This window comes from Gardnerella sp. c10Ua_244, assembly GCF_055818055.1.
In genome coordinates this window covers 1-19,576 of record NZ_JARFVS010000003.1, presented here as the reverse complement: position 1 = coordinate 19,576, position 19,576 = coordinate 1, and the positions used below count along the sequence as shown (strand labels likewise).

General features: G+C 39.7%; 18 protein-coding genes and 1 pseudogene. 9 read left to right on the top strand and 10 right to left on the bottom strand.

What is annotated here, in order from left to right; genetic code table 11:
• Positions 1–35: 35 nt before the first annotated feature.
• From P0108_RS05525 to P0108_RS05495, 7 genes are all read right to left on the bottom strand, one after another.
• On the bottom strand, positions 36–626 hold the full coding sequence (locus P0108_RS05525) for a DUF6466 family protein (protein ID WP_064621430.1): 591 nt from the start codon (positions 624–626) through the stop codon (positions 36–38).
• Positions 623–1,738 carry a vWA domain-containing protein gene (locus P0108_RS05520; protein ID WP_064621429.1) on the bottom strand — a complete coding sequence of 372 codons (1,116 nt, stop codon included), beginning with the start codon at positions 1,736–1,738 and terminating at the stop codon, positions 623–625. Before P0108_RS05520 ends, P0108_RS05525 begins: the two co-directional genes overlap by 4 nt.
• Complete coding sequence (locus P0108_RS05515) at positions 1,735–2,871, bottom strand: vWA domain-containing protein (RefSeq protein ID WP_064621428.1); 1,137 nt, start codon at positions 2,869–2,871, stop codon at positions 1,735–1,737. Before P0108_RS05515 ends, P0108_RS05520 begins: the two co-directional genes overlap by 4 nt.
• Entirely contained in the window at positions 2,871–3,398 is a 528-nt protein-coding gene (locus tag P0108_RS05510) for a hypothetical protein (RefSeq protein ID WP_004106752.1), read from the bottom strand. The genes P0108_RS05515 and P0108_RS05510 overlap by 1 nt, the downstream gene beginning before the upstream one ends.
• Before the next feature lies 1 nt (position 3,399).
• On the bottom strand, positions 3,400–4,341 hold the full coding sequence (locus P0108_RS05505) for a DUF58 domain-containing protein (RefSeq protein WP_064621427.1): 942 nt from the start codon (positions 4,339–4,341) through the stop codon (positions 3,400–3,402).
• Positions 4,338–5,462, bottom strand: a complete 1,125-nt coding sequence (locus P0108_RS05500) for an AAA family ATPase (RefSeq protein WP_064621433.1) — start codon at positions 5,460–5,462, stop codon at positions 4,338–4,340. The genes P0108_RS05505 and P0108_RS05500 overlap by 4 nt, the downstream gene beginning before the upstream one ends.
• Before the next feature lie 90 nt (positions 5,463–5,552).
• Positions 5,553–6,269 carry a uracil-DNA glycosylase gene (locus P0108_RS05495; RefSeq protein ID WP_473730849.1) on the bottom strand — a complete coding sequence of 239 codons (717 nt, stop codon included), beginning with the start codon at positions 6,267–6,269 and terminating at the stop codon, positions 5,553–5,555.
• A 127-nt stretch (positions 6,270–6,396) separates the two neighbouring features.
• On the opposite strand from P0108_RS05495, the gene P0108_RS05490 reads away from it, so the two are divergent.
• Both P0108_RS05490 and groL read left to right on the top strand, forming a co-directional pair.
• The gene (locus P0108_RS05490) at positions 6,397–7,065 is read left to right on the top strand and encodes a LytR C-terminal domain-containing protein (protein WP_064621425.1); all 669 of its coding nucleotides are present in this window, start codon (positions 6,397–6,399) and stop codon (positions 7,063–7,065) included.
• A gap of 200 nt (positions 7,066–7,265) precedes the next feature.
• Complete coding sequence (gene groL, locus P0108_RS05485; RefSeq protein WP_012914136.1) at positions 7,266–8,891, top strand: chaperonin GroEL; 1,626 nt, start codon at positions 7,266–7,268, stop codon at positions 8,889–8,891.
• A 106-nt stretch (positions 8,892–8,997) separates the two neighbouring features.
• On the opposite strand, the gene P0108_RS05480 is transcribed toward groL, so the two are convergent.
• Positions 8,998–9,291 carry a WXG100 family type VII secretion target gene (locus P0108_RS05480; RefSeq protein WP_004111519.1) on the bottom strand — a complete coding sequence of 98 codons (294 nt, stop codon included), beginning with the start codon at positions 9,289–9,291 and terminating at the stop codon, positions 8,998–9,000.
• A gap of 51 nt (positions 9,292–9,342) precedes the next feature.
• Between P0108_RS05480 and P0108_RS05475 the strand changes: the two genes are divergently transcribed.
• The 6 genes from P0108_RS05475 (at position 9,343) to P0108_RS05450 (ending at position 17,746) form a co-directional block, all read left to right on the top strand.
• Positions 9,343–10,248 carry a hypothetical protein gene (locus P0108_RS05475; protein ID WP_082915432.1) on the top strand — a complete coding sequence of 302 codons (906 nt, stop codon included), beginning with the start codon at positions 9,343–9,345 and terminating at the stop codon, positions 10,246–10,248.
• Between the two features lie 78 nt (positions 10,249–10,326).
• Entirely contained in the window at positions 10,327–11,067 is a 741-nt protein-coding gene (locus P0108_RS05470; RefSeq protein ID WP_004111521.1) for a response regulator transcription factor, read from the top strand.
• A 2-nt stretch (positions 11,068–11,069) separates the two neighbouring features.
• Positions 11,070–13,016 carry a sensor histidine kinase gene (locus P0108_RS05465; RefSeq protein WP_473730848.1) on the top strand — a complete coding sequence of 649 codons (1,947 nt, stop codon included), beginning with the start codon at positions 11,070–11,072 and terminating at the stop codon, positions 13,014–13,016.
• A 191-nt stretch (positions 13,017–13,207) separates the two neighbouring features.
• A complete protein-coding gene (locus P0108_RS05460; RefSeq protein WP_064621422.1) occupies positions 13,208–13,597 on the top strand; it encodes a cold-shock protein in 390 nt (129 codons plus the stop codon).
• A 17-nt stretch (positions 13,598–13,614) separates the two neighbouring features.
• Positions 13,615–15,003 carry a DUF3027 domain-containing protein gene (locus tag P0108_RS05455; protein WP_174182768.1) on the top strand — a complete coding sequence of 463 codons (1,389 nt, stop codon included), beginning with the start codon at positions 13,615–13,617 and terminating at the stop codon, positions 15,001–15,003.
• A 151-nt stretch (positions 15,004–15,154) separates the two neighbouring features.
• Positions 15,155–17,746, top strand: coding sequence for an ATP-dependent Clp protease ATP-binding subunit (locus tag P0108_RS05450; RefSeq protein WP_064621420.1), 2,592 nt, complete (start codon positions 15,155–15,157; stop codon positions 17,744–17,746).
• Between the two features lie 91 nt (positions 17,747–17,837).
• On the opposite strand, the gene P0108_RS05445 is transcribed toward P0108_RS05450, so the two are convergent.
• Both P0108_RS05445 and P0108_RS05440 read right to left on the bottom strand, forming a co-directional pair.
• A complete protein-coding gene (locus tag P0108_RS05445; RefSeq protein WP_102704484.1) occupies positions 17,838–18,521 on the bottom strand; it encodes a DUF4190 domain-containing protein in 684 nt (227 codons plus the stop codon).
• Between the two features lie 308 nt (positions 18,522–18,829).
• Entirely contained in the window at positions 18,830–19,006 is a 177-nt protein-coding gene (locus P0108_RS05440) for a type IIL restriction-modification enzyme MmeI (RefSeq protein ID WP_231130929.1), read from the bottom strand.
• A gap of 379 nt (positions 19,007–19,385) precedes the next feature.
• Here P0108_RS05440 and P0108_RS05435 point away from each other — a divergent pair.
• A pseudogene (locus tag P0108_RS05435) lies at positions 19,386–19,576 on the top strand (recombinase family protein); the annotation flags it as partial.

Sequence of the window (19,576 nt, the reverse complement as noted above, 5' to 3'; positions counted from 1 at the left end):
ATTGCTTCGCTTATAGATAATCGTTGAAGATTTAATTACCAAGGCTTATTGCTGCTTTCATCAGTTTTAGTACGTTTTTCTGTCTTTTCTAAACCTTGCTGGTCTTCTTGATTCTGTGAAGATTGAGAATCCACATGATCGTTCTGTTTTAGCAAGTTTTCAACTTTATTGCGCTGAGCATTGCTCAATTGAGGCTTAGACGAATCTGACTGCTTTTTATCTTTAGAAGAATTGTTAGAATTATCGTTTTTAAAATGATTGTTATGCTTTTTCGGTTTCTGTTGCTTATTAGTATTGTTTTGATTCTGCTTTAATTTTTCTGTTAACTTTCGTGATAATTCAGCATTTTTGTCAATACTATTTCGAAGTTGAGGAAGCAGTATCATTTCTTGAGATTTAGCATCATCAAATTGCGCATCAGTTTGCTGTTGCTGAGTTAAAAGCACATTCTTGTCGCTATCGATACTCTTAGCAGATTTTATGTTAGAAATAAGGCTATCCGTAGCAGTATTATACGCGTATTGTGCTCTCCAATTTACGATAGCAAAATACGCTACGAATATCGCAATAATCAAGAACAAGAATGTAACAATGCGAATAATTATGCGACTAGATATGTGCTTCATACTAATTTCCTTGAAGTTATAAACCACGACATTAATTCCCAAATTAAAAGTATCGACGCAAATATTGCAAACGGCCAAATAATTGGTTCAGGTCTCAAACGAGGTTTTGCTGTCTCGTTCATTCTCCATTGGTGTGAGAGAATTGGTTTTGCTTCGTCTCCAAATGTTACGTTTAAAGATGAGCGCATATACTTGCCGCTAAGTTCATCGGCAATATTTCGTAAGTTCTTTTCATCGAGCTTTGAAATGCCAGGATTTCCTGTAGCCGGATCAATAACCCATTGATTAGAGGTATTGTCTTCGCTGTAGTCGTCAAGTTGCAGCTGTGTTTTTTCCAAAGGTATTTTAGCTCCTTTAGATGAACCTATTCCAATAACAAATGCGTTAGTAATATAAGCTCTGAGCGATGAAAATGTGCGGCGCTTTCGTTGAGTAGTTTCCTCACCGTCGCTTAAAATATACAAAACTGTTGTATCATCTGGATGAGCATCATGTATAGTTTTTGCAGTAAGCAAAGTTTGATCTATAGGAGCGTCAAGACTAGTTCCAGTAGCTACGCTAGTTGGCTCAGTTCGTAGAGTATTTATCCAATTGTCAACTGCTCTAGCATCAGGCGTTAATGGGACATCAACAGACGTAGAAGCACCAAAAGAAATAGCAGCAAAACTTGAGTTAGCATAGGATTTTGTTATTTGATGAATAATATTCCTTGCTGCTTCAATACGCTCAATCTTACTATTTCTTGCATAATCAGCGTCTTTTGCTCTCATTGAACCTGTTATATCTAGAGCAATAATCACGTTTGTTGCATTTACTGCTCTTTGTAAAGTTGAACGCATAATACTTGGAGATAGCACGCAAATTATTAGCATTATACATATGCCAATACGTCTTAATCTCATGCAAAAAGTTTCATCACTTGATTCAGGTTTCCTGCGTATAGGCACAATTTCAAAAAACATTGCTGCCAACAAAACCAATATTGCAATAATCGCAATAATCCAACCATATGATGGAGAAAAAACCAACTGACCTGCTTGAGAAGTGTCAGAAGCTTCAATTTTAGCGTGTGCAAACAGTAGGGTAGTAGCAGAAAATAGTGTTGTTGTCATCGCTTCATCCTCTTTGCAATAGCTAGCCAAATCACAACGCTAAACACAGTAAACAAAACCCAAAGACCAGGATCGTCACTAAATGCAGACTGAGCAGCGCCTTGAGGAATTGCTGTATGTCTTTTTTCAATTTCTTTTACTAAATTAATAACGGAATCAGAATTGCGTTGAGACAGGAAAATTCCACCATGAGATTCAATAAGCTGTTTCATTTCTAATGTAGTGTCATCATTCTCATTCTGTTTTGCGCCAGAATATAACCCATCGACAGTAATTTTAGCCTGCTTTGTTAAATCTAAAGCTTGCTTTAATGAGTAAGTTTGTTTTCCAGAAACAACATTATCTGTAGCAAGAACAATAGAAGAACTTCTATTAAAACGGCTTTGTATTTTATGGTTATTATGAGCAGAACCATAAATAAAACCTGGAAGCATTGCTGCGCAACTAACTAAACCGTCTCCAATAAGCGATGTTGCGTTTTTGCGATTTTGAGTTCCTTCAAGCCAGTCAGAAATTTCTTGATATTGACGTTGTTGTAAACGATTAATGCGACTTTGCGATTGAACTCCGCCAAGCAAATTTGCAGCATATTGCAATTGTTTTTTAGCCAATCGATAGTCGTCAGTCAGTGGAAAAACTGTCCTAGATGTGGAGTTAAAAATGCTCAATCCAATGCGTTCACCCTGAAAATGCTCAATAAAATTAAGATACGCTTGAATTACTTCGCGATCATATGGTAGAGCAGAACCTGAAACGTCTAAGCATAAAACAATGTCTCTAGAACTAACTTGCTCGTTCGCATTAAACACTCGTGCTGGCCTGGAAGCAACAGCAAGCGCACTGCACAAAGATACTACCAATGCAGCCGTAGCAAACCTTCTAAACATTCGCCACATATACCATGAATGACTAGTAGTAGTTCCTTGTAGATCATTGTCAAAAGTAAAAGTATAGAATTTTCGCGTAATATTACTAGTTTGACTCTTATACTTCTTTTTTAAAATATTGCTACGAATGGAATCTAAAATTAGTAAGACAGCAAAAATTGCTACAGAAACAACAACGCCTGCAACAAAAAGCAATGGCCATTGCCATCTCCATGGCCATATGTATCCCCAAACATTATTACTCATCAACGTTTGTCCTTCGTTTGCCAGCCTTCAAGCAATACTAAAACCCATTCAGCAGCCTGCTCAACAGTAGTATTTCGCGCTTGCTCGTTTGCTTTGCGATCAGCAAATTCTGGAGGATACAAAGCAGATATTGTTTGGCGTAACATATCAGCACCTTTTTTATTGCGCCATTTCAAGCGCAAAGAAGCCAATTCTCCCAAAGTGTGAGTTTGAATATCTTCACCGCTCATCTTCGAAATATAAGATCTAGCAATAGACGCCAATTTTGCACAAGCCTGATCTTTAGTAAGTTCATTGTTATGATACTTCTCAACAATCGCATCAATATCTTTACGCCAAGCTTGTTTGTTTACATTATGAACGTGAACTGCTTCTGTAGAATTGCTACTTTCAGCTAATTTCTTTGGCTTTTTAAAAGAAAAATATAAAACCGCAAAAGCAATAAAGATAACAACAAGCGATGCGGAAAGTAGTATTAAAAAAAGCGTTTCATCATGTAAAGGCTTTTGAATATCTTCCAGGCTCATTCTATTCAACCTCCTTGCTAAATGAGTCAGCAAGATAATTTGTACGGCTCACTTTTTGCGCAGAAATATGGAAAACTTCTTCACTTGAAGAACCATGAATTATTGAAGATTGAACACCAAGCAGCATATCGTATAAAGCGTTTATTCTAATATTTCTACGAGCTTCAACTTCATTTTTATTTGATTCTTTTTTCAAAAACGCCGGTACTTTACGTAAAGTAATTCCATCAAATATTTGCAAATCAATTGCAGAATCAAAAGGATTAATAGGAGAAATAACAATAACAACAAGCTTATGGTTTTGCGTAATTTTGCGCAAAGATTCAGCGTTATGAGCTTGTAATGCATACTCATCAGTTATTAAAACTACCAGACCATTATTGTCAATATTTTTTAGTAGCGAAGTAAGCAACGCATCAATATCTCTGGTATTTTTACGAGTATTAAGCAACGTATAATCTAGATTTCGCTCAAAATCAGAAAAGTTGCTAGCAGCATGAACATTGATAACATTTTTTCCATCTGCACACAACAACGAAACAGCATCATGACGTTTTAAACTCAAAGACGCAAAAAAGCATGCAGAATTAGACGCAACTTCATACAGAGATTCTCCAGAAACACAAGTTCCATTCATATTTATGCTTGTATCTAAAGCAATCCAAGTATGAGAAGACGAAGTACGCTCTCTAGAAGACACCATAGGCTGTCCAGTTCGAGCGCTCGCAGACCAGTTCATCATGCGAGCTTCATCTCCTGGCTGCCATGCGTGTATGTCAATAACATCACCTGTGCCAAAACGCCTGTGCGAAGGATGGTCTCCCTCTAATAAGCCTAAAGCTTTACGCGCAATAGGCAAATCAATTCGCTGATCCAAAAGCTCAATTTTGCGACGCACGGCTTTAGCAGGTTCAGATAATACTAACCGCTTCGTACGCATCATGGCACAGGAACCGTCTTAACTAATGCATCAATTACTTGATCTGTAGTAATAGAATCAGCTAAAGCTTCAAAAGTTAAAAGTATGCGATGCCTTAACACTTCATGCGCAAACAATTTAATATCTTCAGGTATCACATAATCGCGTCCAGAAAGTAAAGCGTGAGCTTGAGCAATACGAATAAGTGCAATTGATGCACGCGGGCTAGCTCCCATACGAACCAATGAATTAATCGTAGGAAGTGGATGCGTACCTTCACCGCGAGAAGTGGCAACAAGATCAACTACATACTTCATAACTGCTTCAGAAACGTGTATATGACGCGCTGCAGTACGCATAAAAACAACATCTTGCAAACTTATGCGTTGAGTATTTAGCTTTGAAGGATCAACGACATCCGATCCTCGTTGAGTAAGTAATTGCAGCATACGAACTTCCTCGTCAGGATTAGGGTAAGTCATAACTGCTTTTACCATAAAACGATCCATCTGGGCTTCTGGAAGATTAAATGTTCCTTCTTCCTCAATTGGATTTTGCGTAGCAATAACCATAAATGGTTGAGGCAGAGGAATTCTTTCGCCTCCAATAGTTGTTGCTCCTTCTGCCATAGCTTCAAGCATTGCAGATTGAGTTTTTGCATTTGAGCGATTAATCTCATCCAACAAAATAACATTTGCATGGATAGGACCAATTTGCGTAATAAAACGTTGGGAAGCAAAATCAAAAACTTGAGTACCAACTAAATCTGCTGGCATTAAATCCGGAGTACACTGCACACGACGGAAACTACCTGACATAGCTGTTGCAAGAGTTTGAGCAGCAGTAGTTTTTGCGAGACCTGGTACTGATTCAATAAGAATGTGTCCGCCTGCAATAAGAGTAAGAATAAGAGACTCTCGTAAAGCGTCTTGACCGACTAAAGTTTGTGCAAAACGCGCGCGCAAAATATTTGCAATTTGCTGACAACGACGTATGTCATCACTCGAAATAGTTGCAGTGACTTGCGCACTTGCATTAGAAACAGCAGACGGTTGAGGTACAGCTGATCCAATGCCAAGCTTAGAAGCAATTGAAGTTTTATCGGTTAACGGTTTCTTCTGTGGTTGCGGTGGAAATAATGCCATAAGAGACATTTTAACCGATATGCAGTACTGACATGTTCAAAAATGGCATTTTTATTGTCTTTATAAGATAATTTGCAATATTTAAGACAATTAGATTTCTTGAGAATCTAGGGACCAATTAATTGGCGAAACTCCCATATTAATTAAGGCCTGATTAGCTCTTGAAAATGGATGCGATCCAAAGAATCCTCGCATTGCAGAAAGAGGGCTTGGGTGCGCTGAAGTAATGAGAGTTGCATTCGTCAGCAAAGGAGCCAAACTTTGCGCATTACGACCCCATAAAATAGCTACAAGCGGCAATGGATTACCATTGCAATCAGTTCTATTGTTTAATGCTCGAATAGCTGCATCGGTTACAGGCTCCCAACCTTTTCCTTGGTGGCTATTTGCCTTACCGGCCTCAACAGTTAAACATCTGTTAAGAAGCATCACACCCTGCCTGGTCCACGGTGTTAGATCTCCACTTTTTGGAGTTTCTACACTTAAATCGTTTACTAATTCTTTATAAATGTTTATGAGACTTTTTGGCAGTGGGCGCACTTTTGCAGCTGTGCAAAAACTTAAGCCTACTGGATGGCCCGGCGTTGGATATGGATCCTGGCCAACAATTAAAACTTTAATGCTTTTTAGTGGAATAGAAAAAGCACGCAAAATGTTGTGGCTAGCAGGAAGAATATGATGTCCGCTTTCTATCTGCTCTCGCAAAAATACTCCCATTGCGCGTATTTGTGGCTCAACTGGCTTTAATGCTTCAGCCCAATCAGGATCCATTAGCTCGTTTAAAGGTTTAATATTTTGAGGATTCATATTGCTACTGTATGTCAAGGCATACCATAAAAGGAAATCAATCAAATTTTCTAAATTTGTGCTTTGTGCTAAGCATTAGATAGTATAGATTCATTATTGTTTAAATGATTTTATAAGGAGTGCAATTATGGCGCGAAATAATCAGAACGTGTCGTATACGCCTGATGCTTTTGATGAGCCACCAGAGGGACCGATTGGAGTTCATCGTGGAAATCCTGCGTGGTATGCCGTAATACTTCCTTATTTTGTTGCATTAATTGTTGCAGCGGTTGTTGGTGTTTTGGTTTGGGCTATCGCTTCTGGCGAAATCTCACATCTTCCGTTGCCTTGGAATCATCAGCAACAATTATCTCAATCAGCATCGCCTTCTAAGACTTCTGAAAACAAAAAGTCGGTTAAAAGCGACGAAGATAAATCTTCTGAAGGCGAAGATGACGACGATAATAAATCTGAAGAAAATAAATCAGATAGGAAAGATGCTGGTGACTCTAAGGATAATTCAGCAAATGATTCTAAGACGCAAACTTCACTAGATAAATCAGTTGCTGTGAAAGTTCTTAACGCAACCAAGATAAGCGGTCATGCTGCTGCTGGCGCAGATAAGTTAAAGCAAGCGGGATACGCAAATGTGACAGCTGGAAATCCAACTGGTAAAGTCCCAGGCGAGTCTGTTGTTTGGTATAAAGACGATTCACAAAAAGCTGCAGCTGAAGATATTGCAAAGACTTTAGGTATTAGTGCTGTCGAAAATGAAAAACAAATCGTTTCTCCGATTGTAGTTGTGCTTTGCAAGTAATATTTTTAGCATAAAAATAACCGGTTAGAATTATTTTCTAACCGGTTTTTATGTATAAACGCCAAAAAAGTTGGCACTCGGGTACATAGAGTGCTAATCTTCAAATTAGCACTCAAGCCTTGAGAGTGATAATAAGCAGCTGACGGCTTATTACTCAAGATTGCAGTGAAAAGTTCATAAATAACGTATGTGGAGGAACTATGGCAAAGATTATTGCCTACCAGGAAGACGCCCGTCAGGGTATGCTCGCCGGTTTGGATAAGCTTGCAGACACTGTTAAAGTTACACTTGGTCCAAAGGGTCGCAACGTTGTATTAGATAAGACTTACGGTGCACCAACTATCACAAATGATGGCGTTTCTATCGCTAAAGAAATCGATCTTGAAGATCCATACGAGCGTATTGGCGCCGAACTTGTTAAGGAAGTAGCTAAGAAGACTGATGATGTTGCAGGCGACGGTACTACAACTGCTACTGTTTTGGCACAGTCTTTGGTGCATGAAGGTTTGAAGAATGTTGTTGCAGGAAGCAACCCAATCGCTCTTCGCCGTGGCATCGAAAAGGCTGCTGAAGCAATCGTCAAGGAATTGCTTGCTTCTGCAAAGGATGTTGAGACCAAGGAACAGATTGCTGCTACTGCTACGATTTCTGCAGCTGATCCTGAAGTTGGCGAAAAGATCGCTGAAGCTTTGGATAAGGTCGGTCAGGATGGTGTTGTCACAGTTGAAGACAACAACAAGTTTGGTCTTGACTTGGACTTCACTGAAGGTATGCGCTTTGATAAGGGCTATATTTCCCCTTACTTCGTCACTAACGCTGACGATCAAACTGCTGTTCTTGAAGATCCATACATTTTGCTCACTTCTGGCAAGGTTTCAAGCCAGCAGGATATTGTCCACATCGCTGAGCTTGTTATGAAGTCTGGCAAGCCATTGCTTATTATTGCTGAAGATGTTGATGGTGAAGCATTGCCAACACTTGTTTTGAACAAGATTCGTGGCACTTTCAACACTGTTGCTGTTAAGGCTCCAGGATTCGGCGATCGTCGTAAGGCTATGCTCCAAGATATGGCTATTTTGACCGGTGCACAGGTTGTTTCTGACGACCTTGGCTTAAAGCTCGATTCTATCGACGCTTCTGTGTTTGGTCACGCAGCTAAGGTTATTGTTTCTAAGGATGAAACAACTATCGTTTCTGGTGCTGGATCTAAGGAAGATGTTGATGCTCGCGTGGCTCAGATTCGCGCAGAAATCGAGAACACTGATTCCGATTACGATCGCGAAAAGCTTCAGGAGCGTCTTGCTAAGCTTGCTGGCGGCGTTGCTGTTATTAAGGTTGGCGCTGCTACTGAAGTTGAAGCTAAGGAGCGTAAGCATCGTATTGAAGATGCAGTTCGTAACGCTAAGGCTGCTATTGAGGAAGGTTTGCTTCCAGGCGGTGGCGTAGCTTTGGTTCAGGCTGCTGCAAAGATTGAAAAGTCTCAAGCAATCACAGAGCTTAAGGGCGAAGAAGCGACGGGTGCTGCAATCGTGTTCCGCGCTGTAGAAGCTCCAATCAAGCAGATTGCTCAGAACTCTGGCGTTTCTGGAGATGTTGTGCTCAACAAGGTGCGTGAGCTTCCAGAAGGCGAAGGCTTCAACGCTGCAACCAACACTTACGAAGATTTGATGGCTGCTGGCGTTACTGACCCAGTTAAGGTAACTCGTTCTGCTCTACAGAACGCTGCTTCTATTGCAGGTTTGTTCTTAACCACTGAAGCTGTGGTTGCTAACAAGCCAGAAAAACCAGCTGCAGCACCACAAGCTGGTGCCGACATGGGCTACTAAATTAAAAGTTGTAAAAATTTTATAGCTGAATAGCTCATAGTAAATGGCGGTATGCTCACAAATAAAGTATACCGCCATTTATATTTCATTAGATTATTCAGACTATTCAGCCCATTCCAAATAGGGAAGTAGCTTGAGCTTCCGCATCAAGATACACTCCTGACGCATGTTGCATAGCTTGCTGAATTGCTTCTAATGATTGTTCCATTTGTTGTTGCGCCGCTCGCCACTGCTGAGCGGTCGACGCAAATTGTGTAGCCGCCGATCCAGTCCACACGCTCTGCAATTGCTGTAAATTGGTATACATCCCGTTGACTGCATCTCTAATTGCACTAACCGAGGTTCCAACGGCTGCCGCAGCCTGCTGAATTTGCTCTGAATCAACTCGAAATTGTGCCATATTTCCCCTCCATTTGTTTTGCGTCTAAATAAACGCTTTTTATAAATTATTTTGCGAAACATTCCAAATAAATTAAGCAAAGATTTTTATAATGCTACTTTTACTTGTGTGATGTCACGCTATTATGAATATATGCCATCAAAAAACTACGAAAAAGATTTATGCACCAATGTGGTTAAAAGCTTAGCTTGCACGCGTATTGCAAATTTTAACTACCAGCATTCTCATTCAAAACTATTTTTAGCTAAACGCGTATTGCTTTTATTAATGGCATTTTTATTTAGTTTTTCTTTTATTCTTCCAACTCTTCCAATAAATTCGCTCATATTTTCACCTTTAAATAGAGTAAATACAATTAATGCATATGCTGAAAGTAATGAGCAAAATTCTGGAATAGTTGCAACAGACTCAATAACAGACACAGAAAATTTGCTTGGGGATTCTGTCAGTAAAGTTGCTGACATGATTGAGACAACAAAAAAGCGTACAGGAGTAAATGTTAGGCTCTTATATTTGTCTACTTTTGGAAATACAAAAAATCCATCAAAATGGGCTAGTGATTTGTTGATTAGTACGCTTCCAGCTAAAAATACTGTGCTGCTTACAGTAGCAACTCATGATGGAAGATTAGTTGTAGCTGTTTCGCCTAATTCCGATGAATGGCTCAAAAATAAAAATACTGTAGACTCGTTATCCGATGCAGCTTATAAGCCATTAGTAAGCACAACTGGAACGCATTGGGATCAATCTGCAATAATGATGATGAAACAAATAATGCGTGCAAAACGTACGTCAACAACTTCTTCTGCAAGTCTTATTTCTACAATTATTATGCTATTAATATTGTTGGCATTATTCTCAATAGTCGCGATTATTCTGTTTAGAAAGAATCGCATACAACGTCAAATACTTGCTGGTGTTAGAAAAGCTCGTAGAAGGCACGCTCGTCACAGGTAGACAAAAATATTCGATAACTTGTTTTATTTTCAGCAATTATTCAGGAAACATTCAGCTTGATAAGTGATGCTAATCAATATGAGTAAGAACGTTGAAGCATCTATTGTCGTGGTCGATGACGAGCCATCAATCCGTGAACTTTTGGTAGCATCTTTGCATTTTGCTGGGTTTGAAGTAGAAACTGCTGCATCCGGCTCAGAAGCTGTTGAAGTAATTGAACGAGTAAATCCAAATCTTATCGTTATGGATGTTATGCTCCCAGATATTGATGGTTTTACTGTTACGAGGCGTATTCGTCAAAATGGAATTAAAGTTCCTGTATTGTTCCTAACTGCAAGAGACGATACACAAGATAAAATTATGGGTCTAACCGTTGGTGGAGATGACTACGTTACAAAGCCATTCAGCTTGGAAGAAGTAGTGGCAAGAATACGAGCAATTCTTCGCAGAACACAAGAACCTGATGAAGAAACTCATATTATAAAAGTTGCGGATCTTGAGATTAACGAGGATTCTCATGACGTAACTCGATGCGGCGTGCCAATCGAACTTAGCCCAACTGAATACAAACTACTTCATTATCTTATGGACAATGAAGGTCGAGTTCTGTCAAAAAGCCAGATTTTGAATCACGTATGGCAGTACGATTGGGGCGGAGACGCAGCAATCGTTGAATCTTATATTTCTTATTTAAGAAAGAAGATTGATGGCATTGAAATTACTGATGATTCAGGAAAACAGCAAAAAGTAGTTCCTCTTATTGAAACTAAACGTGGCATCGGTTATATGATTCGAGAGCCTAAGGCAGGTCAAGCCTGATCATGCAATCTAGTAATAATAACTACAATAACGCTGAATCAACTATTAGCAACAGCACAAATAATAACTCTAAAGATGATTCAGATGTTAGAACTGCTGGAAAAAGTGTTGCGATAGAGCTAAGTGAAAATAACAAAAAAAACAAAAAGCCTCGTAAAACCTGCTGGCTACGTCGTCGCATAAATGCAATACCAGTGAGTACGCGTTTAGTTGCATGTACTCTTGCTATTTTAACTGTAGCCGCTTTTTGCATATCACTATCAATTCAGCAGCTCGTAGGAAATTATTTGCTAGAAAAAACTGATGTACAATTAGCAAGTCAAGCGCAATTTGTTTATGACAATGTTGATTCATTGCGCATGAAAAACTCAAATCAATCTTCAGTAGGTCCAAATAATTACTTTATGCAAGTTAGAGATACGCATAATAAAATTATTTCTACTCCATTAATACCAATTAAAGGATCGGTTGTTTCGGTTCCTAAACTTCCTGCAGACGGTTTTGATAGTAAAAAAATTGTTACCCACAAGCCTTACACAGCACCTGCAATTGTCAAGGGGAATACTAATAAAGTCGATGCAATCACTAAAAAGGCTGCAACAGCTCCATGGAGAGTTTTAGTATTAACGTGGGGTCAAAAAAATAGCTATAATTCAGAGTTAAGTGTTAGCGGTTATGTCTATATTGCTTTATCTCTTAGCGATCAAATTGATACCGTTAGCACACTTACTCGTTACTGTATAATGGTGAGTATTGCAGTTATTTTGTTTGGAGCAGTATTTTCAGCAATTATTATTCAATCAGCTTTAAGACCGTTAAAACGAATTGAAAAAACAGCTTCAAAAATTGCTTCTGGAGATTTAAGCAAACGAGTTCCATCTGCTCCTGAAAATACTGAGGTTGGATCTTTAGCAGCTTCTCTTAACTCTATGCTTGCTCGTATTGAAAGAGGATTTAATGAGCAAGAAGATATGACAGAAAAAATGAAGCGATTCGTTTCAGATGCAAGTCATGAATTACGTACTCCATTAGCTGCAATTCATGGATATGCTGAGTTATATACAATGTGGCGCAACATGCCAGGAGAGCAGGAGAGAGCAGATGACTCTATTGCCCACATTAAGGCTTCTAGCGAGAGAATGACTGAACTAGTAGAAGATTTGCTTTCTTTGGCGCGTTTTGATGAGGGTCGTGGAATTAATATTTCACAGCAAGTTAGCTTATCTCCAATACTTTCTGACGCGGCTAATGATCTACATGCTCTTGATCCTGCTAGATCCGTTCAACAAGGCTATTTAACTATTTCGGATGAGTGGAAGCTTATGAGTTGCACAAATTGCGATTTTGAGCGTAAGCTCCAATTCCATGTTGGTACACTTCCAACTGTTACGCTACTCGGTGATGGTGCTAGATTACGCCAAGTAATGACAAATATCGTAGGAAATATTCATAGATACACCCCTGTTGATTCTCCTGTAGAAATTGCAGTAGGAGTTATGAAGGCGTCTATAACTCCAAATGAATTATCTAAATTACCTTCTGTAAAAGAATCACTGAAGGAGTTTTTGGAAGCAGCGGAAGTCAGCCAATCTACTGATACGGGTCATAAGTATGCTGTAATTCGAGTTGTTGACCATGGCCCTGGAGTTCCAGAAGAATCATTGTCTAGAATTTTTGAGCGTTTCTATATTGCTGACCCATCAAGAGCTAGAGAAAAAGGTGGAACTGGCTTGGGTATGGCAATTGCGCAATCTGTAGTAAAAGCGCATCATGGTTTTATTTGCGCAACTATATCTTCTCCATTAGAAGCATCGACCAATTCTAAAACTAATCTTGATGACACTATGGATGGGTCTGAGCAAATAGATGTTAAAGCTCATGGCCTAACTCTTACTGTAGTTCTGCCAGTTAATGAAATCGATGAGCCTTCTAAAATTGTTAACGATTAAAATATTGGCATTAGCAACACTTGCGTAGGTTAAAAAAATTTTATTGCCCGCGTGTATGCGCTACAATGTAATAAGGAAACAAGTAATAACAATATTTGGTACACTATCTATAAACCTATCGCATATGCTGATACTTTATGCCTTGTGCACTTCAGCGTGCGAAATGAGAATTATTTGGAGTGAGGTGTGTTATGCCCAATGGGCGCGTGCGTTGGTACGATACGCAGAAGGGGTACGGCTTTATTGTTGGAGATGATGGTAAGGATGTTTTCTTGCCAGCAGCAGCATTGCCAGTTACTGTAAAAACTTTACACAAGGGTACACGAGTTGAGTTTTCTGTAATTGAAGGTCGCAAAGGACCACAGGCTATGGGCTTGAATGTTATTGCAACAGCACCATCGCTTGTAAAGGCTACTCGTCCTAAAGCCGAAGATATGGCAGCTATTGTAGAAGATCTTATTAAGCTTCTTGATTCTGCTGGTAATGGTTTGCGTCGACGTCATTACCCATCAACTGTTGAAAGCAAAAAACTTGCTACATTGTTGCGTGCAGTGGCAGATAATTTTGACGTTCAGGAATAGTGTCTGGAATATTATTTATGACTGATGAAGTGATGGATCCACAAGAACTAGCTAGAAGTATAGCTGTGGAAACTTCAGAACGTACTGATGCAGTAGGAGATTTTGTATCTTCTATAGAGCTTGGCGACGGAGTTACAGACTTTCGTTTCGTAAGCAATTTAGTTGGGTATGAAGGCTGGCAGTGGTCAGTTACGTTGTATCATGATGAAGAAACGCAACGTTGGACCGTGAACGAATCAACGCTTGTTCCTACTGAAAATTCTTTGCTTTCACCACCATGGATTCCGTGGAAAGACCGCTTGAAACCAAGTGATCTTTCTGTAATGGACTCTATTGGCACATCTGAAGACGATTCTCGACTAGAAGATGGCTTCCGTCAAGTAAATAATATTGATGATAATAATTCTGAAAAGAATATAGAATCAGCAAATTCAGATGATTATTCTGAGTCTAAAACTGAAGATGACGCTAAAGCTAATACTAGCGAAGAAGATGCAGACACAAACGCAAACGCAGAAAAAGATATTAATCAAAATCAAGAATCTTGCGATGCAAATAATGATTTTGACGAAGATCTTGAAGAAGCTGTTTCAACGCTAAGACTGTCTCGCAGACGAGTAATGACTGCGGAAGCAATTTCGCAAACAGCTAAACGCTGGTACGCAGGTCAACATGGCCCAAAGTCGTTATCTACAAAAATTGCCGATGGCAAAGCATGTTCATCATGCGGATTCCTCATTCCTCTAGCTGGAAGTTTAGGCTCTATGTTTGGCGTATGCGCAAACATGTGGAGCCCAGACGATGGGCGAGTTGTATCGCTTGATCATGCTTGTGGTGAGCATTCTGACATTGAACCACCTGAGCCATCGCAGCTTTGGATTCAATCTGAACCTGCATACGACGATTATCATATTGACATTTTGCAACAAGCTCCACGAGATGAGCGAGCAGACGTTGAGCTTATTGAGGAAGCAATCGAAGACAGTAAGATGCATCGTCGTAAGCGCAGAAAATTAGATTCAAAATTGCGCAACAAAAAAGAAGCCTCAACAGACAAAGATGAACAAAATAATTTATCTGAATCTGATTTAATAGACAATTCAACTATTGACGAAAAATCATATGAAAATAATGATGACAAAAATCGCGAAATTGAAGTTGAAAATCAAACTGAAAAAATTGAAGAGACTGTAGCTAATGAATCTGAAAAATTTGAAAAATCCCAAAAAGATACAGATTATCCTGATTCTTCAGAAGTAAACTTAGTAGACGAAAATTCTGTTACAGAAGAAATACCGTTAACAGGAAAAGTGGAAGAGTCACAAGAATCTGAAGACACTTCAAAAACTAGAGCATCCACATCAATGCGATTATATAAAAGAAAATCTCGCAGACAACATAAGTAATTATGCAAGAAACGAGAATATGAATATTTAGGTTCATCATTCATGATTATTGTGATGCTATGGAATGCTGTACGAATGAATAAATATATACGACGCTTCGCGTCATGGCGACTCGTTACCATGGAATGAAGGAAAAGAACGGAAGGCAGTTATGTTTGAACGGTTCACTGATCGCGCACGACGCGTGATTGTGCTAGCTCAGGAAGAGGCTCGCTCACTTCAGCACAATTATATTGGTACTGAGCATATTTTGCTCGGGCTTATTCGCGAAGGTGAGGGCATTGCCGCGAAAGCGTTAAGCTCAAAAGGTGTAGGCCTAGAAGGCACTCGCAAACAGGTTGAAGAGATGATCGGCAAAGGCACTGTTTCGCCTGCTGGTCATATTCCTTTTACGCCTCACGCTAAGCAAGTGCTTGAACTGAGTTTGCGCGAAGCTCTTCAGCTTGGTCACAGTTATATTGGTACTGAGCATATTTTGCTAGGGCTTATACGCGAAGGCGAAGGTGTGGGCACGCAAGTACTTATAAAGATGGAAGTTGATCTTGGAGACTTGCGAAGCACTACTGTTGATTTAATTCGTGGAGATAATGCTCCTAATGGTAGCGAGAAGGGCGAGTTAGCTAATGCTGGAAGTGTGCAAGATAAGCGAAATCAATCCGGCTCTGCTCTTCTTGATCAATTTGGACGCAATTTAACATTTGAAGCTCAAGAAGGAAAGCTTGATCCTGTTATAGGTCGTTCTGAAGAAATTGAACGCGTTATGGTTGTACTTAGCCGACGCACGAAGAATAATCCTGTGCTTATTGGAGAGCCTGGAGTTGGTAAGACTGCAGTTGTAGAAGGTCTCGCACAGAAAATCGTTGAAGGCGATGTGCCGGAAACGTTAAAAAATAAGCAAGTTTATTCTCTAGACTTAGGTTCAATGATTGCAGGATCTCGCTACCGTGGCGATTTCGAAGAGCGCTTGAAAAAAGTGCTTAAAGAAATTAAAACACGCGGAGATATTGTGCTTTTTATTGATGAGATTCACACTATTGTTGGAGCAGGTTCTGCTGATGGAGCTCTTGGTGCATCCGATATGCTTAAACCAATGCTTGCGCGTGGAGAGCTACAGACAATTGGTGCTACTACTACTGACGAGTATCGCAAGTATATTGAAAAAGATGCTGCTTTGGAGCGTCGTTTCCAGCCGATTCAAGTTCCAGAACCTACAATTGCTGAAACTATCGAGATTCTTAAAGGATTGCGTTCTCGCTACGAAAATCACCATCATGTAACTATTACCGATGGAGCTTTACAGTCTTCTGCTGAGCTTTCTGATCGTTACATTCAAGATCGTCACCTTCCAGATAAGGCTATTGATCTTATTGATGAAGCTGGTGCGCGCTTGCGTATTAAGCGCTTGACTCAGCCGCCTGAGCTCAAAGAATTAAACCATAAGATTGCTAAGATTTCCGAAAAGAAAGATGAAGCAATCAAGCAGCAAGATTTTGAAGAAGCTGCCAATCTTCGCGACGATCAAGAAAAGCTTGAGAATGAAGCTGCAGAGAAGGAAAAGGCTTGGCGCGAAGGCGAGTCTAACGTCAAGATGGTTGTTGATGAAGACATGATTGCTTCCGTTGTTTCAAGCACTACAGGCATTCCTGTAGTAAAGCTTACTCAAGCGGAATCACAGAAGCTTCTTCAAATGGAATCTGAACTTCACAAGCGTATTGTTGGTCAAGATGAAGCTGTGTCTGCTTTAGCTCGCTCGATTCGTCGTGCTCGAGTTGGTTTGAAGGATCCTAAACGTCCTTCTGGATCGTTTATTTTTGCTGGTCCTACTGGAGTTGGTAAAACTGAGCTTGCCAAGGCGCTTGCAAACTTCTTGTTTGATGACGATAATGCCTTAATCAGAGTTGACATGTCAGAGTTTGCAGAAAAGTATGCTGCGTCTAGGCTTTTCGGTGCTCCTCCTGGATATGTTGGATATGAAGAAGGTGGCGAGCTTACTGAAAAAGTTCGCAGAAAGCCATTCTCTGTGGTGCTTTTCGACGAGATTGAAAAAGCTCATCCAGATATTTTCAACACGCTTTTGCAGGTACTCGATGACGGTCACTTAACAGACGGTCAGGGTAGAAAAGTGGACTTCAAGAATACGATTATTATTCTTACCACCAATCTTGGTACTCGCGATATTGCGAAGGCTGCAAACACTGGCTTTACACTTGGAAATAACGCTGATTCCACGTATCAGCGCATGAAAGATCAGGTTAATTCTGAGCTTAAGCGTCATTTCCGTCCAGAGTTCTTAAACCGTTTGGACGACACTATTGTGTTCCGTCAGCTTACGGAGCCAGAAGTTCGTCAAATTGTTGACATGGACGTGAAGTTGCTTAACGACAGGCTGTTTGATCGTCACATGTCTCTAGAAATTACGGATGCCGCTAAGAATTTGCTTGCACAGAAAGGCTTCGATCCTTTGCTTGGTGCACGTCCGTTGCGTCGCGTAATTCAGCGAGATATTGAGGATACTATTTCTGAAAAGATTTTGCTTGGTGAACTTTCTGACGGCGAACACATTAAGGTGGATGCTGAAGGCGAAGGATTGCTGGGGGAGTTCACAATTAAAGGCGAAAAGTTTGAGACAATAGACACAACTGCTGCTGTTGCTACTGAAGAAAATAAGTCTGAAGAAAATAAATCTGAGGATAATAAGTCTGAAGATAGCGCAGCTAAAGAAGATAGCAATAAGAATAAGTAAAGTTACACAATAACTAACTGAATACACTAAAAGCCCGGCGCGTAAACTCGTCGGGCTTTTTGTTTGAATAAATTTTATAAAAACGTATAAATTACTTAGCAGTTATGTCAGACGCAGTGCACATTACATTAGCAGAAGTTCCAGTTGCGCTCTTATGAGACACTTCTTTGCCATCAACAGTAATTGAACATTCAACTTTGTAATTGTCTGGCGTTGGATTATCAACGTCTATTTTTGGCGATGCCATGATTGTCCAATCCTTTTGAGCATCCTTGCCAGTAAAGACTTTCTCCCAAACACCATTATTTGTGCTTTCATTGCTGTTAGAACCAGAAACTAATAAGTTAATATCAGTTGGAGCAGTGCCCTTAACTTGAATCTTCATCTCTTTAGCATTCTCATTGGCAATACCTTTTGCCATATTGTCTAGCTTTTTACTTGCTTTATCTAAGCCAGACTTAGCTTTATCTATAGAAGCACTAAAACTTGCTTGCATAGATAAAGTAATTACTATTGAAAGGATACCTAGAACAAGACCAGCGATTACCATTCCATGACCACGCTTGTGTCCTTTTTTACCAGTTGATTTCCAAGAGCATCCAGCAAAAACTATTGCTAGAACTCCCAACACTATGCACAAATTGTTAATAATTGGAACTACAGAAAATACAATGCTAATAATACCCAATACAAGCGCAGATATTCCAAGCCCACTCAAATGCTTGTTATTGTTATCATTATTCACTGGAGGCATTTCCATATTCTCCCCATTCATCTTTCTTCCTTTCTTAATTCGATTTGAAAATTATGCAAAATTAGAGTCAGCCCCAAAATTTGCATACAGCACAATAAAGTTTATTCACTTAAAAAAAAAAGCAATATTTTTTTCGAACTATGTGGATAAAAGGTTCAGTTACGAGTTTCACAATTCAACTGCGTATTGTTTCAGAAGAATGAATATGCTAGAAGGTCACACAAAACTTGTGACCCTCTGCTAACAGCAATCAACACTTCTTAATATAAATCCTGACTTGTAGAAACTACAGATTTGTTTTTAGTTTTGTGGGTTTGTTTATATTAAATTCATTCCTTAGTCATGTGAATATAGGATTTGAAGAGAATTTCTAGGCGCTCGTCGTTATTAGTGCAAGGCTTTGTAGCACCAAAAGCAACATCTACTATTTTATCTAGCTCGTCATGAGCTTTGCGCAAATCTGTTGGCATGTATGTTTGGTCTAGTTTCTTAACTCTTGTGTGCAATGAAACTTTTCCTTTTGTACTCTGAAACTATTGCTTTCTGTGCTATATATCCCAACACTCACCACGTCGAGAGTGTCGTATTGATGTCAAAGGCTTAATAGGTGGGTGCATTTTTGCCCTTATGTAGCAGGGTTTAGCGAGGGCTATCGTTAAAAGGTTTAATGCGAAGCAGCTTTAAGCTGTGTTCTTGCGGTTTTTGAGCGCAGTTTGGCTGTTTGAGGGAAGATATCAACGCTTTAGGGTCGAGTGCACAGGATGTTAACGTTAAAAAGTGCACACACTTTGCACCCACCTTGTGAAGTGGGAAAATAAGGTTTAGGCTAATTATCATGGAGAAGAAATCTAGGTTTCGTTAGTCTAAAAATAGGGAGAGATGGCTATGGATAAGATAGATGAGCTAAATAAAGATGTGATAGTCATCCATCCTCAGCGTGTAATTAAGGATTATGCTGTGGGTATTTATGCTCGTGTGAGTACGAATCGTAAAGAGCAGCTGGATAGTCTTTCGACTCAAGTGTCTGGTCTTACTCGTCTTGCTGCTTCTCACATGACTTGGTTTGTTGCTGATAT

What these genes read in the sequence shown, in the direction of transcription:
- P0108_RS05525 (WP_064621430.1), bottom strand. Translation starts at nt 626, where the DNA reads ATGAAGCACATATCTAGTCGCATAATTATTCGCATTGTTACATTCTTG.
- P0108_RS05520 (WP_064621429.1), bottom strand. Translation starts at nt 1,738, where the DNA reads ATGACAACAACACTATTTTCTGCTACTACCCTACTGTTTGCACACGCT.
- P0108_RS05515 (WP_064621428.1), bottom strand. Translation starts at nt 2,871, where the DNA reads ATGAGTAATAATGTTTGGGGATACATATGGCCATGGAGATGGCAATGG.
- P0108_RS05510 (WP_004106752.1), bottom strand. Translation starts at nt 3,398, where the DNA reads ATGAGCCTGGAAGATATTCAAAAGCCTTTACATGATGAAACGCTTTTT.
- P0108_RS05505 (WP_064621427.1), bottom strand. Translation starts at nt 4,341, where the DNA reads ATGATGCGTACGAAGCGGTTAGTATTATCTGAACCTGCTAAAGCCGTG.
- P0108_RS05500 (WP_064621433.1), bottom strand. Translation starts at nt 5,462, where the DNA reads ATGGCATTATTTCCACCGCAACCACAGAAGAAACCGTTAACCGATAAA.
- P0108_RS05495 (WP_473730849.1), bottom strand. Translation starts at nt 6,269, where the DNA reads ATGAATCCTCAAAATATTAAACCTTTAAACGAGCTAATGGATCCTGAT.
- P0108_RS05490 (WP_064621425.1), top strand. Translation starts at nt 6,397, where the DNA reads ATGGCGCGAAATAATCAGAACGTGTCGTATACGCCTGATGCTTTTGAT.
- groL (WP_012914136.1), top strand. Translation starts at nt 7,266, where the DNA reads ATGGCAAAGATTATTGCCTACCAGGAAGACGCCCGTCAGGGTATGCTC.
- P0108_RS05480 (WP_004111519.1), bottom strand. Translation starts at nt 9,291, where the DNA reads ATGGCACAATTTCGAGTTGATTCAGAGCAAATTCAGCAGGCTGCGGCA.
- P0108_RS05470 (WP_004111521.1), top strand. Translation starts at nt 10,327, where the DNA reads ATGAGTAAGAACGTTGAAGCATCTATTGTCGTGGTCGATGACGAGCCA.
- P0108_RS05465 (WP_473730848.1), top strand. Translation starts at nt 11,070, where the DNA reads ATGCAATCTAGTAATAATAACTACAATAACGCTGAATCAACTATTAGC.
- P0108_RS05460 (WP_064621422.1), top strand. Translation starts at nt 13,208, where the DNA reads ATGCCCAATGGGCGCGTGCGTTGGTACGATACGCAGAAGGGGTACGGC.
- P0108_RS05455 (WP_174182768.1), top strand. Translation starts at nt 13,615, where the DNA reads ATGACTGATGAAGTGATGGATCCACAAGAACTAGCTAGAAGTATAGCT.
- P0108_RS05450 (WP_064621420.1), top strand. Translation starts at nt 15,155, where the DNA reads ATGTTTGAACGGTTCACTGATCGCGCACGACGCGTGATTGTGCTAGCT.
- P0108_RS05445 (WP_102704484.1), bottom strand. Translation starts at nt 18,521, where the DNA reads ATGAATGGGGAGAATATGGAAATGCCTCCAGTGAATAATGATAACAAT.